The sequence below is a fragment of the Pedobacter sp. GW822-FHT03F06 genome, assembly GCF_058801365.1.
In genome coordinates this window covers 48,110-61,845 of sequence record NZ_JBXANE010000004.1, presented here as the reverse complement: position 1 = coordinate 61,845, position 13,736 = coordinate 48,110, and the positions used below count along the sequence as shown (strand labels likewise).

The following is a 13,736-nucleotide window of genomic DNA, read 5'->3' as shown; positions in this document are numbered from 1 at the left end:
CGTTTAACGTTATCTGCTTTTTGTGATTATCTACAAATTTGCACAATTATTTATAATTAGTCTAAATAAATGAAGATATATTTATCAATTTTCCTATGGCTTTGTGGATTTGTTACTGTGGCTCAGGAAATTAAAGTTGATACTACAAAGGCAAATGATTTGAAAGATGTGGTAGTTACAGGGCAATACGGACCGCAAACTTTGCGGAATTCGGTATACAATGTAAAAACAATAAGTGCAGAGCGGATTAAGCTAAGAGCAGCAACCAATGTGCAGCAGATTTTAAATACCGAACTCGGCTTTCGCTTTAGTAACGATTTAACCTTAGGTACGACCGATGTTTCTTTAATGGGGATGACCGGCCGAAATATTAAAATTTTGCTGGATGGAGTACCGATGGTAGACCGATCGGATGCCCGAGAAAGTTTAAACCAAATCGACATCAACACCATTGAAAGGATAGAAATTGTAGAGGGTCCGATGTCTGTTGTGTATGGCACCGATGCGCTGGCCGGAGTAATTAATATTATAACCAAAAATGCCGGAAAGCAATTGTTAAGCGTTAATGCACGTGTACAGGAAGAAAGCGCTGGAAAAGAATATAACCTACTCAACGGTGCAGGCCAGCATAATCAGCATCTAAGTATGAGTTGGCAGCAAGAAGGCTGGAGTGTTTTGCTTGGTGCATCACACAACGAATTCGGTGGCTGGAATATGGCTCCGAAAACAGCATTTTTAGAAGAATTTAATAGCTATAAAAATCAATGGAAGCCTAAGGAGCAATGGCTTGGTAATACTAAAATCGGCTATAGAAATCAAAACTTTAGCCTATGGTATCGCTTAGATGGGCTAAACGAGGATATCGATTCGCGTTTTGGAATAAATCCATCGAGTTTCGAAGGGAAGCTGTCTACCTACACCACCAAACGTTATACGCAACAATTGCAGTCTGAATGGAGGCTAAATGATAAATTACAGGTTACAGCTATAGGAGGTTACACCGATTTACAACGATCAACCCATACCATTATCCATAATTTTACAAACAACACAGAACGATTAAGTGACGATAAGGGCGAACAAGATATAGCAAAATTTAACTCAACTATTTTTAGGGCAACTGCAATTTACACCTTAAATAAGTCAGTTTCATTTCAGCCTGGCATCGAGTACAACAGAGATGCTGCCAGCGGACAGAGAATTAATGGATCACCTGTAATTAATGATTATGCTGCCTTTATTTCTGCCGAGATTAAATTTGCTAATGGAATAAGTGCAAGGCCGGGATTGAGGTTTATTAAAAACTCCATTTACGATGCTCCCCCCGTAATTCCATCAATAAATACCAAGTTTACTTTAGCTAAAGATCTGGATCTTCGATTGGCTTATGCTAAAGGTTTTCGTTCCCCGGCATTGAGGGAGTTATATTACGATTTTGTAGATGCCAGTCATAATATTTTAGGTAACCCCAATTTAAAAGCCGAAGAATCGAACAGTTTTAATGGCTCCTTGGCCTGGGCCGGTTTACATCGAAAAGATTTGCAGTTCCGTTCTACGCTATCGGGTTTCTACAATCTGTTTAAAAACAGGATTAATTTTGCCCAGTCTCCTACAGATAACTCCATAACCTCACTATTTAATGTAGAAAAATATAAAACCACGGGTGGTACTTTAGACAATACATTGATTTATAAAAATATTCAGGCTACACTCGGCATATCGTATATCGGCCGATATAATGATTTAAGTGTGAGTAATCCAGACTTGGAGACTCCTGAATTTGCATGGGCTACGGAGGTAAACTCGAATATAACTTATACGCTTCCGAAAATAAATGGGAGTATCAGCCTCTTTTACAAATATACGGGGAGCTTACCAAGCTATAAACTTACTGCCGAAAACGATCCCACCTCAGTAAAACTGACGAAAATTGGCGATTTCCATACCGCAGATTTAATGCTGAACAAAAATCTATTTAAATCTTTAACCATTAATGCAGGTATTAAAAACCTCTTTAATGTTACACAATTAAGCAATACTTCAACGGAAACTGGTGGAGCACACAGCACAGGTGGTGATGTTCCATATAGTTATGGCCGATCGTATGTGCTTGGGCTAACCTATAACTGGAATAAACTTTAACAATAAACAACATAATTATAATAACATGAATAAACTAAACTCATTAATCGCTATTGCGTGTTTAGCTGCAACATTTACGGCCTGTAAAAAAAACACAGAAGAACCTATTTTTGTTGCCCCACCTTCTGATGGAAGTACTTTAACCCTTAGTGGTAAAACAGCAGAATCAAATTATACAAATATCGTTTATGTAGATTTTAGCGCTGATAAACAGACTTCTGCAGAGCGAAAGAGTTTCAATATCGGGTTAACTTCTGATAGCAAATTCAGAGTTGTACTTAATCCTTCTTATCAAACTACGGCAACGGTAACATCAAAAACCGACATTACAGCTGTTACATTGGCAGACCCAGGAACAACAGTTAATTTAAATCACGATATCATGGATCCGCTTACGGTGTCGTTAGTTGATTATTGGGATGGAAATATCACTAAAACAGCTTTTGCCGAAGTAAGTGCTACTGAAGCAGAAAACAAAGTTTATTTATTAAGCTACGAAGGGAATAAGGATAAAGACAAGTGGTTTAAATTAAAAGTTACACGTAATGGCTCAGGCTACAAAATTCAATATGCCCGACTAAACGAAACGGTAATAAAAACTTTGGATGTGCCTAAAAGTGCAGACTATAACCTGGTTTTTGTTTCATTGGAAAACAATAAAATTGTTCAGGCCGAACCGGTAAAAAGTGCATGGGATATTTCATGGAGTTATAGTACGTTCAACTCTGGTTTAGGCTCGCCTTATTGGGTTCAGGATTTTGTGTCAATCAATAACTTAGGCGGTGTAAGTGCGGCAATGGTAGCTAAAAAAGATGCTTACGCCACATTTACTGAAGCAGATTTGGCTGGTCTTACTTTTCTATCGGCAAAAGATGTAATTGGTACAACCTGGAGAACTTCACCTAGCCAAGCTGGTACGGGCGGAGCAGTTAAAACTGATCTTTGTTATATTATTAAAGACGCTACCGGTAATTATTATAAACTGAAATTCAACAGCTACATTTCTGGCGATGGTGGTGAACGCGGTAAACCGGTAATCGAATATAAATTGGTTAAGAAGGGATAATGTGAGCTAAGGCTTACCTAAAAAAATATGTTTTGTTAGTTGGATATAGGCTCTCCGCGATGGGGAGCTTTATCTTTTTATGAAGGGTATAAGTCTTAAACGCCATGTTGATCCGATGGCTATTGGATTTACTTTACAAGCAGAAATAGTATTTTTAATTGCTTTGTAGCTACTCCGTGGTCAGCATCTATCATGCTAAAAGAAGACCCTGAAACAAGTTCAGGGTGACGATACGACGAGTAGCTGCAAGACTTATGAAGTCTGACATGCATATCGTAGTTAGACTTCGTAAGTCTAACTAACATTAAACGCAAAAAGGGCCCCGGCATACCAGAACCCTTTTTGTTTCTTACTCGCGAAATATTATTTTCCAGAGTTTTTCTTGTCAGTTACTTCTGCACGGATTTCTTGTGCTAAAACTTTAAGATCTTGCATTGCTTTACGCACACGAGTACCAGCAGCTGCATTGCCAGCATTATAAAATTTTTCTACATCTGCTTCAATAGCAGCAACAGCAGCTTTAACTTTTGAGAATTTTTCCATCGCTAATTGATGTTTTTAAGGTTTAAAAAATTTATTTTTTCAATAATACATATTTACCTTGAATTAACAACAGAAAGCAAATATTTATTTAAAAGAAGTTTTGCACATTTACACAATCAAAAAAATGCCCTGGCACTATTATAGAGGTATTTTTTCGGATTTTGAGATCAAAATCTGATAACTCAATTCAGTTGTTTGGATAAGTTGATCAGGTTATTGAAGGTTAAATTGGCGCTATTTATACAGCGTTTATAATCGGCCTCAGCAACGGTCTGGTTTATTACTGAGACAAATATTTTCCATTTTGTACCCAGATCATCACCATAAACACCATAATAATTTAGGCCTTCTTCGTGATCTTTAAAATTCGGATTGGCCAAAATATGCCTTTTAATTACGTTTCCGCCCAATGTAGCCCCTTCTAACACATACAGCGCACCTAAAACTTCGGCAGTATTTTTTTCCGGAACAAACAGTTCAAAATCTAAACCAGGCAATGTTAAATTGTCTATTTTCCAATATTTTAAGTCTTCTTCTAAAGCAGTAAGTTTCAATCTGCTTTTCATTTCCAAATGCTCAGCAATATTTGCATCCAGCATATTCGCAAGCGTATTCTCTAATTTCTGATGAATGATGTAATTAATGGTCAACAGCTTTTTATACTGATCAATGCTTAAAGAATTGTTCATAATCTCATTAACAAACATTAAGGATTCTAATGTTTTATGGTTTTCTGCTGTTTCAGTTCTCAATAAATTGGCAATCATATTTGGATTTTAATTATTAAAAAAAGAAAGATCCGGATTTAATACCCGAATCTTCCCATATGGTTTTATAAAATTTTAATTTAACCTCAAATGTTGGTTAAACCAAAAATCGTGTACAGAATGTATACATTTAAGCAGGTTTTCGTAACCATCGGGTTTGGTAAGATAGGCATTGGCACCAAACTCTATCGATGCTTTAACATCGTCGGGATTATCTGATGTAGAAAACAAGATTACGGGTACCGTTTTGAGGTAAGGAATATCCCGTATAAATTTTAACAGATCTAGTCCCGATAAGCCAGGCAAATTCAAATCAAGCAAAATTAATTTAGGTTTGATTTTACTTTCAGCAAAATTTTGAAGTTTTTGTAATGCTTCTGTACCATCTTCAACTATAGTTAAATTAAGGGTATTCTTAACCTCTTGTACGGCACTTTGCATAAAAAATGCATAGTCTACATCATCCTCAACATAAAATATATCTGGTGTTTTCATTTTTATCTGTTTTTAAAAGCCACAAAAAAAGTCGATCCTGCATTTAACTTACTCTCAAACCAAACCCTCCCATTGTGTTTTTCTACCACCCTTTTTACAATAGCCAGCCCCACCCCTGTTCCTTCTATATCCTTAACATTATCCATTCGCTTAAAGAGCTCAAAAACCCGATCGTAATAACGGTTGTCAATTCCAATGCCATTATCTTTAACTGCGTAGATAGTCTCTTCTCCATCAATGTACGCAGAAACTTCTACTTTGGGTTTGTCCACCATGGCAGAATATTTTACCGCGTTTCCGATCAAGTTGGTGAAAACCTGTGCTATCATGGTCTTATCTCCATTTATATTTGGGAGTTGTCCTAAAACTAATTCGGTACGGTCTGCTTTAAAGGCCGACCAAACTTCTCTTCTTATTTCTTTTAACAGAGATCCTATATCAACTGTTTCAAAATTTATTTCAGAACGGCCAACTCTTGCCAAATTGAGGATCTCCTTAATTAAGAAATTCATTTTATCAGCGCCTATTAAAATCCTGCTCAGCATTTTTTGGCCATTTTCATCAATGCTCTTATTTTTAAGCATCAGCTCAGCATAAGTTTTTATCGAGGTTAACGGTGTTCTTAAATCGTGCGAAACCGTATAGCTAAAAGTATCTAATTCTTCGTATGCGGCCTGTAACTTTTCGTTGAGCAGCCTAATTTCGTTGGCCTTTTTATTAATATCGGTAATGATAATTTCGCGTATCCTTAAAACGGAGGCAATTTCTTCAGCCATCCATTTTTCCGAAGTATTATTAACTACATGCGACCAGATTTCGAAAGATTTTCGGGGAGACAGGCTTAACAAACCATTTTCTGAAGGAACTGCAGCTTTTTCCGGATTTCCGGCCCAATTCACAGTGGTAATAATTTCGGGCTTAAACCAGATGATCATTTCGCCCATTTCCTTATTGAGCATACAAGAAAGAAGTCCAGAGGCTATTGATTTGTATTTTTTAGCCGGAGAATGGATTTCAGACAATCGATGGGTATAATATATCGATTCATCATTGGTTGTTTTTAACCATTCAAGGAGTTCTCTTATTTCTTCCTCTGATGGTACATTTCCGATCGTTTTAAGTTCATTTTCGAAAAAAATGGCTACCCCCGAAGCTTTGGTTACATCTAAAATAGTTCTTTTGTGGGTAGTTATGGCCTCAACTAAATACTTGTCGCGGTTTAAATGTTCTAAAAGAACATTGGCAGTACTTTTAAATTGCTCAATAACTGCTGCATCTTCTTCTTCCTGGCGGTATTCTAATGCCGAGGAAAGGATCTGCCCGATTAACTTAGCGCCTTCCCTGGCTTTGTAGTCAATAAACTTAGGACTGTAGTTGTGGCAGGCAATTAACCCCCATAATTCGCCATGAGCGATTAAGGATATGCTAAAACTCGAATGGACACCCATATTCTTCAGATATTGAATATGTATGGGCGATACAGCGCGTAAGCTACCATTGGTTAAATCGAGTGCCTGGTTTTCTTTAAAAGTTAGAATTGGCGAATCAGTTTTGTTTACATCGGCAATTAACCTGGTCAGGTTGAGTTTATAAAGCACCCGAGCCTGTTTAGGGATATCAGATGCGGGGTAATGCAATCCAAAAAATGGTTCTAAATCTGCTTCTTTTTCTTCTGCTACTACTTCGCCATGACCATCCTCTAAAAATTTATAGATCATAATCCGATCATAATTGATGAGTTTTTTTACTTCTTGAGCAGCGCCTTTTAACAAAGCTGAAATACTTTTCCCCTGAAGCATAGATGAGGCAGAACGGCCTATAGAACTCTGAATATCGAATTGTAAGGTTACCGGTTCAAATTCCAATAACCACTCACTTACTGATGAAGAAATAATCAGATAAAAAGAAAGGCCATTAATTTCAACAGGATGCGGACTAATTGCATCAAAGCTTTTACGGATAATACCTAGCTTAAGCAGCTCTTCGATATGAAACGCCGGATCTTGTTGTTTAATAAACTGGTTTAAGACTGAAAGCTGTTTATTTAATAGGCTTTTAGCTTCTTCCGCTAAAAACACTTCTACATTTTCACTGATGTAGGTAATGGATAGGCTGTTTTTATCAACTGCTATTAGAAATCCATGTGATTGAATTTTACCAGGAATATGAATGGGTTCTTTATCACAGTTGCTTAGGTCAACAGAAAATTTAGTCATATGTATTTTGATATTGCAGCATATTTAATTTCACGAATTAACAAATATTAAGCCTCTTTTTAGAATGTCTCTATTTTAGCAAATTCGGTTTTGAGATTTATTTTTTATTATATATTTGTTTGAAATTTTAAAATCATCTCAATCTTGGCAAAGAAGAATATTTTGGTTATTGAAGATAACCATGCAATCCTTGATGTTATAACCCTTATTTTAGAAAGCGAAGCCTTTAACGTTGATGGACTAAACAAAGGTGCAGATTTTATTAATCATGTTCAGGAATTTAATCCGGATGTGATCATCATGGATATTATGCTTCCAGATGCTGATGGAAGGATACTTTTAAAAGAACTTAAAGATACAGCAGCTACGCAGCATATTCCCGTTTTAATGATTTCGGCCCGTTATAATGCCAACAATTATACCTTAGATGGAATAGAAGCCGATGACTTTATGGCCAAGCCATTTAATATTGACGAATTGATGGATAAAATTTATGCATTATTGCGAAAGTAAGTTTTTACTCGGGCATACCAGGTAATTTTATTCCTCCAAGTTTTAGGTTTTTCATCAGCACTTCCAAAAAAGAAAGTTTAGTGTCTGTAAAACCATGTGCTTTAACCCAAACATTTAAACTTACTTTAAACCCACTATCTTCTAAAGCAGACACACCAATTCTCCTTTCTGGTGTTTTGAGACAATCCTTAAATTCATCGACCGTTTTATTGAAAACAGTTACAATCTGTTCATAATCTATACCATAGCTAAACTTCATTTCAATATCCAACCTCCTGCTGCCTTCTCTGCTGATGTTGATAATCACTTCGTTTGATAATTTGCCGTTTGGAATAACTACCGTTCTGTTATCAAATGTTTTAACAATGGTATAAAATATCTGGATCGATGTTACGGTCCCTTCCTGACTTTGTGCAATAATATTATCGCCCACAACGAAAGGTTTCAAGAGTAAAATTAATACGCCACTGGCAAAATTTTGCAGCGTACCAGATAAAGCCAAGCCTGCCGCAACTCCAATACCACCAATGAGTACCGTTAAAAAAGTAAGCTGAATGCCAATAATCTGCATTACTGTAAGTACCAGTAAAACCCTTAAGGTAATCAGTATTAAACTGGTTAAAAATGGTCGCAACGATGGATTTATATCTTTACGGTGCATACCACCCTGCATCCATTTCCCCAAAAGCTTAATTAGCCATAAGCCTAAAATAAGCAACACTATACCTAAAATTACCGATGGTCCTTTGTCAATTATCCAATCGTAGGCTTTATCGTAAAAATGCTCGATGTTATTGGCATCAATCTTCATAAACTAGGATTTTGCTTCTAATTATTAAGGTTTTTTATGTTTAACGGGCGCATCTTTAGTTACATTTACTTTTTTTGCATCTTTGGCTGATGTTACTTTATCATCAGCACCTTTAGCTTTTGCATTTTTCGGTGCGGTAGCCTTGCTACTTTCTGCCGATGTTTTAGAATTTTTCATCTTTTTTAATCGTTAATCTTCAGCATCCAGCCAGGCCTTTGCTTCTTCTATTTCTTCTGGTTTAAAGCCTTTTGATTTACCTGGCGTAGCTAACGTAAAAACATCTGTAAACCACTCTACTCCTTTTTCGGCACTTACTACTGCAATTTTTTTCCATTTGGTAAAATTTTGCAGACCGGCTTTAACATCCTGTACCCATGCACCTGCAGTGAAATTTTTCACATCAGTTTCTAAAACGAGCAGGTATCTGATTTCCTTAAAACGCTCAGCGGTTCTTTTTAAACCGGTTAATAAAACGCTCTTTATATCATCGCTTGTCACTTCTCCGGTAGCCCTTACGCCAAAAATATGATCTGGTAGTCCTGTTATTTCTGTTAGCATAATTATTTCGTTTATTTAAGAACACACTAATTCATCAAGATGTTTGCCCTTTAAATAAATTAGGAAAAGTTGAGTGGCAACAAAAACACTTATCTTGCTGACACTGTTATAGAAACAATATTTATAAAATAAAACAATCCTATGAAAATTAACTGGTTAAAACCTGCTTCATTTATTTGTGCTGTGGCTGTTTGGATTACTGCTTGTACAAGCGGAACAAAAACGACTACGGTTACAGATTCGACCATAACCGACTCTACATTAACAGCAGCACTAAAACCTGCCGGCCCTGCCCCCGAGTGGGGAAAAACAATAAAGCCAGAAATGCAGGCTGTAATAGAAAAATTAAATAGCTATGGAGATAAACCTTTAGAAACTTTAAGTGCTACCGACGCACGCAAAAATCATACACCAACCGATGCGGTAATGGATCTGGCAAAACAGAACAATATAACCTTACCAATTGCTAAGGTAGATACTATTGGGAAAGATATTGATGTTAGCGGAGGTAAAATCCACCTGCGTATTTATACACCAAAAAATGGAACCGGGCCCTATCCACTAATTGTTTATTACCACGGCGGTGGTTTCGTTATTGCCAATTTAGATGTTTATAACGCGTCTGCACAGGCTTTGGCCGAGCAGGTCGGTGCAGTTGTGGTTTCTGTAGCTTACCGCTTAGCACCCGAAAACAAATTCCCTACTGCACATAACGATGCTTTTACAGCTTATGAATGGGCAGTTAAAAATGCAGTTGATTTAAAAGCCGATCCAGCTAAGATTGCAGTTGTTGGTGAAAGTGCAGGTGGAAATTTAGCCGCAAATGTATCTGTTATGGCCAGAGACAAACACATTATGCTGCCGGTGCACCAGGTTTTAATTTATCCCATTGCTCAGGCAGATATGAATACTGAATCTTATAACATGTATGAAAAGGCAAAACCGCTGAACAAGGCAATGATGGGCTGGTTTACAGAGAAATATCTGACCACCATGATTGAAGCGCAGGACCCTAAAATGTCGTTGGTTAATGCCAATTTAAATGGGCTACCGTCAACAACTATTATTACAGCCGAAATAGATCCGCTACACGATGATGGTGTAATACTCGCCCGTAAATTGAAAGCTGCCGGAGTGAAAGTGGACAGTAAAAATTATGAAGGCGTAACACATGAATTTTTTGGTATGGCGCTGCTTATACCAGAAGCGAAAGCGGCTCAGGCTTATGCTGCAGATCAATTGAAAGCTGCTTTTAAATAGAAAGAACAGCCTTGGAGTGGATATCACTCCAAGGCTGTTCTTGTATAGCGTTTAGCGCAGCGCGCTTTTAAAACTTCAGGTTAGCTATGCGCCTTTCTTCGAGCCCAAACTCTGCATCAATTGATCATAAAGGTCGTCGCTTGTCGCTTTTTGTGGTTTCATCTTTTTAACCGTTGCCCGTTTGCCTTTAGATTTTGCTTTGATAATCTTCAATAATTCGCTGCTATAATCATCTTTAAAGGCGCTCAGGTCGAATTTAGAACTGTATTGTTTAATCAATGCCAAGCCCACATCCATTTCTTTTTTGGTAATGGTAATGTCGTCAACTTTGTTAATCTCTGATAAACTTCTGATTTCCTGTTCAAACCTGATTTTAGTAATCACAATTACATGTTCCATGGGGTGGATAACACAAAGATTTTCTGTATTCCGCAGTACAAATCGTGCCACTCCAGCTTTACCCGATTTCTCTAAGGCCTTTAGTAATAATCCGTAAGCTTTTTTGCCCTGCTTTTCAGGCTCGGTATAATAAGAAGTTTCGTAATAAATAGGATTAATATCTTTTATATCAACAAAATTCTCTAATTCAATAATTTTGGTTTTTTCAGGCGCAGCCTCTTCAAAATCGTGCTTATCTAGCACCACATACCTGTCTTTTAAAAAATAACCTCTAACAATCTTCTCATAGGGTACTTCTTTATGGGTATTTTCATTCACCCTTAAAAATTTAATCTTTGCGTGATCACGCTCATCGAGCATATCTAAATCGAGATTGCTATTCTGGACAGCAGAAAACAACTTAATTGGAATGTTTACCAAGCCAAATCCAATAGAACCTTTCCATATTGATCTCATAGTTAAATATTTACTTACTAACAAGTGTCCAAATCAGATTGTTTTGGCTTTATTAAGCGTAAATTGAGGAAATCACAAACTATTTAGATAATACAATGTTATTTAAATATCAATCCTATTTAAATACATATGAAAATCGCCTACATTTCAACCTATCCTCCTCGTGAATGTGGTTTAGCTACATTTAACCAAAATTTGGTTAATGCTTTAAGTTTAAATCCTGCTTATAATTCACAGAAAAGTTTTGTTGTTGCATTAAATGAATCGGATGATGTTAATGAACACGATTACCCAAACGAAGTGAAATTCGTAATCCGCCAGCAAAACCAAAAAGATTATATCGATGCTGCAGATTTTATCAATAACAGTGATGTAGATAGTTGTATTATTGAACATGAATTCGGTATATATGGTGGCAATAGCGGTGTATTCTTATTGTCCTTAATCAATAGATTAAAAAAGCCATTCATTACCATTTTGCATACGGTTTTAAAAGAACCGAATTTCATGCAACAGACCATTATTAAAGAGATTGCAGTTAAATCTTCTAAAATAGTCGTAATGAGCAAAAAAGCAGTCATGTTTTTGACCAGCATCTATCAGATTCCTAAAGATTCGATCAAATTAATTGAACATGGCGTTCCAGATCTGGAACCTATACCCAATAATGAAATTGCGCAAAGTGCGCTTTTCACCAATCGAAAAGTACTTTTTACATTTGGCTTAATTAGCAGAAATAAAGGCTTAGAAACCGTAATTAAAGCTTTACCGGAAATTGTTGCTCAACATCCGGATGTATTATATGTGATTTTGGGCAATACTCATCCCGGCGTTGTAAAACATAATGGCGAAGAATATCGCGATAGTCTGAAAACATTGGCAAAAGATTTAGGTGTAGAAAATAATATTGCTTTTGTCAATAAATTTGTGTCTGAAGAAGAATTGCATCAGTATTTAACAGCCTGTTATTTATATATTACGCCTTATTTGAATGAAGCGCAGATTACCAGTGGTACTTTATCATATGCCATTGGAGCTGGTGCGGCAGTAGTCTCTACCCCATATTGGCATGCACAAGAGCTTTTAGCCAATAACAGGGGCAGATTATTTGATTTTAAAAATGATGCCCAACTGACAACCATTGTAAACGAACTTTTAAGTGATAAAGATAAATATCAAAAACTGAAGCAAAATGCTTACGAATATGGATTGAAGCTTCGCTGGCCAGCCATTGGCGGTGTTTATCTCAACGTATTAAATGAAGCTGTGGCTCTAGGGAAAAAGCCAGAAAGAGTTACTCCGCCTATTATTGATGTAGAAGGTATGCCAGCGCTTAACTTAGATCATATTTCGCTACTAACAGATGATACCGGAATTATTCAGCATGCCCGTTTTGGTATTCCAAATTTGAAAGAAGGTTATTGTATTGATGATAATGCCAGAGCTTTGATTATGGCATTAATGGCTATCGAGCAGGATAAAAATCCTAAAGCTTTAAAATTCATGCCTGTTTATCTGAGCTTTATTCAATATATGCAAACCGATGACGGGAACTTTAGGAATTTCTTAAGCTTTAACCGCAATTATTTGGATGAGATAGGCTCAGAAGATTCTTTTGGCCGTACCATCTGGTCATTAGGTTATTTAGTCTGCAGTGCACCCAACAATTCTTACCGTGAATTTGGTAGAGAATTATTTTCGCATTCTATTCCACATTTTAAAGGATTAAAATATCTGCGGGGAAAAGCCAATACCATTATTGGTCTATCGTATTATCTGTGCGCTCATCCTGATGATGAGTTGATCACGAAAGAAATCAATCTGCTGGCCAATTCCTTAAAGGCATCATATCAAGACAATAAAGATGGCGATTGGCATTGGTTTGAAGATATTCTTACCTACGATAATGCAATCCTTCCTTTGGCGTTGCTTCATCATTACGAAGTTACGGGGAATGCAACATCTTATAAAATTGCGATGGAAAGCATTGAGTTTTTAAATAGCTTCTCTTTCGAAAACGGGTACCTAAATCCGGTCGGAAATGCAGGATGGATGAAAAAACATGGCAAAAACCCTATCTATGACCAACAGGCTATAGAAACGATGGCAATGGTATTACTCTATGCTAAAACATTCGAGGTAACTAAAGATGATAAATATCTAAATTTAATGCATATCAGTTATCAGTGGTTCTTAGGGAAAAACAGCCTGCATATTCCTTTATACGATTTTGAAACACATGGATGTGCAGATGGATTACAGTTTAACAGTGTGAACAGGAACCAGGGTGCTGAGAGTACACTGGCTTATTTCATCTCTCATTTGGCGATATTAAAGGCCGCAGAAACCGAATATGAAACACTGTCGTCTCCCCTGGTGGAAGCAGATAAATGTAGTTAAAGATTAAATTGTCTGGGAAATAAAAAGGCTGATTCAGAAATGAATCGGCCTTTTGTGGTATTTTCTTAGAGCAATTAAGTTAAGATGATCATTATCCTGAACCTTTTCAG

Annotated in this window: 13 protein-coding genes; 5 read left to right on the top strand and 8 right to left on the bottom strand. The window is 36.8% G+C overall.

Features of this window, described 5'->3' with window-relative positions:
• Window positions 1-69 precede the first annotated feature (69 nt).
• Together AC1RJ8_RS07940 and AC1RJ8_RS07935 are read left to right on the top strand one after the other, a co-directional pair.
• The gene (locus tag AC1RJ8_RS07940) at window positions 70-2,142 is read left to right on the top strand and encodes a TonB-dependent receptor plug domain-containing protein (RefSeq protein WP_492953589.1); all 2,073 of its coding nucleotides are present in this window, start codon (window positions 70-72) and stop codon (window positions 2,140-2,142) included.
• Between the two features lie 25 nt (window positions 2,143-2,167).
• Window positions 2,168-3,208, top strand: a complete 1,041-nt coding sequence (locus AC1RJ8_RS07935; protein WP_492953590.1) for an HmuY family protein — start codon at window positions 2,168-2,170, stop codon at window positions 3,206-3,208.
• 363 nt (window positions 3,209-3,571) lie between these two features.
• Here the strand turns inward: AC1RJ8_RS07935 and AC1RJ8_RS07930 are convergent, their stop codons facing one another.
• The 4 genes from AC1RJ8_RS07930 to AC1RJ8_RS07915 form a co-directional block, all read right to left on the bottom strand.
• Window positions 3,572-3,751, bottom strand: a complete 180-nt coding sequence (locus AC1RJ8_RS07930; protein ID WP_010602585.1) for an Hc1-related histone H1-like protein — start codon at window positions 3,749-3,751, stop codon at window positions 3,572-3,574.
• 182 nt (window positions 3,752-3,933) lie between these two features.
• On the bottom strand, window positions 3,934-4,518 hold the full coding sequence (locus AC1RJ8_RS07925) for a biliverdin-producing heme oxygenase (RefSeq protein ID WP_492953591.1): 585 nt from the start codon (window positions 4,516-4,518) through the stop codon (window positions 3,934-3,936).
• Between the two features lie 75 nt (window positions 4,519-4,593).
• A complete protein-coding gene (locus AC1RJ8_RS07920) occupies window positions 4,594-5,013 on the bottom strand; it encodes a response regulator (protein ID WP_492953592.1) in 420 nt (139 codons plus the stop codon).
• A gap of 2 nt (window positions 5,014-5,015) precedes the next feature.
• On the bottom strand, window positions 5,016-7,229 hold the full coding sequence (locus tag AC1RJ8_RS07915; RefSeq protein WP_492953593.1) for an ATP-binding protein: 2,214 nt from the start codon (window positions 7,227-7,229) through the stop codon (window positions 5,016-5,018).
• 144 nt (window positions 7,230-7,373) lie between these two features.
• Here AC1RJ8_RS07915 and AC1RJ8_RS07910 point away from each other — a divergent pair, with 144 nt between their 5' ends.
• Window positions 7,374-7,742 (top strand): response regulator transcription factor, encoded by a 369-nt coding sequence (locus tag AC1RJ8_RS07910; protein ID WP_492953594.1) that lies wholly within the window; start codon window positions 7,374-7,376, stop codon window positions 7,740-7,742.
• 4 nt (window positions 7,743-7,746) lie between these two features.
• On the opposite strand, the gene AC1RJ8_RS07905 is transcribed toward AC1RJ8_RS07910, so the two are convergent.
• The 3 genes from AC1RJ8_RS07905 to AC1RJ8_RS07895 are packed head-to-tail and all read right to left on the bottom strand — an operon-like array spanning window position 7,747 to window position 9,111.
• Complete coding sequence (locus AC1RJ8_RS07905; RefSeq protein WP_492953595.1) at window positions 7,747-8,553, bottom strand: mechanosensitive ion channel family protein; 807 nt, start codon at window positions 8,551-8,553, stop codon at window positions 7,747-7,749.
• Window positions 8,554-8,577: 24 nt separating this feature from the next.
• Window positions 8,578-8,730: a hypothetical protein gene (locus AC1RJ8_RS07900; RefSeq protein WP_165456547.1), complete on the bottom strand. Its 153-nt coding sequence runs from the start codon at window positions 8,728-8,730 to the stop codon at window positions 8,578-8,580.
• A 12-nt stretch (window positions 8,731-8,742) separates the two neighbouring features.
• Window positions 8,743-9,111: a SpoIIAA family protein gene (locus AC1RJ8_RS07895; protein WP_492953596.1), complete on the bottom strand. Its 369-nt coding sequence runs from the start codon at window positions 9,109-9,111 to the stop codon at window positions 8,743-8,745.
• Between the two features lie 141 nt (window positions 9,112-9,252).
• Here AC1RJ8_RS07895 and AC1RJ8_RS07890 point away from each other — a divergent pair, with 141 nt between their 5' ends.
• The gene (locus AC1RJ8_RS07890) at window positions 9,253-10,371 is read left to right on the top strand and encodes an alpha/beta hydrolase (RefSeq protein ID WP_492953597.1); all 1,119 of its coding nucleotides are present in this window, start codon (window positions 9,253-9,255) and stop codon (window positions 10,369-10,371) included.
• 84 nt (window positions 10,372-10,455) lie between these two features.
• On the opposite strand, the gene ku is transcribed toward AC1RJ8_RS07890, so the two are convergent.
• A complete protein-coding gene (ku, locus tag AC1RJ8_RS07885; RefSeq protein WP_477583083.1) occupies window positions 10,456-11,226 on the bottom strand; it encodes a non-homologous end joining protein Ku in 771 nt (256 codons plus the stop codon).
• 129 nt (window positions 11,227-11,355) lie between these two features.
• On the opposite strand from ku, the gene AC1RJ8_RS07880 reads away from it, so the two are divergent.
• Window positions 11,356-13,626 carry a glycosyltransferase family 4 protein gene (locus AC1RJ8_RS07880; protein WP_492953598.1) on the top strand — a complete coding sequence of 757 codons (2,271 nt, stop codon included), beginning with the start codon at window positions 11,356-11,358 and terminating at the stop codon, window positions 13,624-13,626.
• Window positions 13,627-13,736 lie beyond the last annotated feature (110 nt).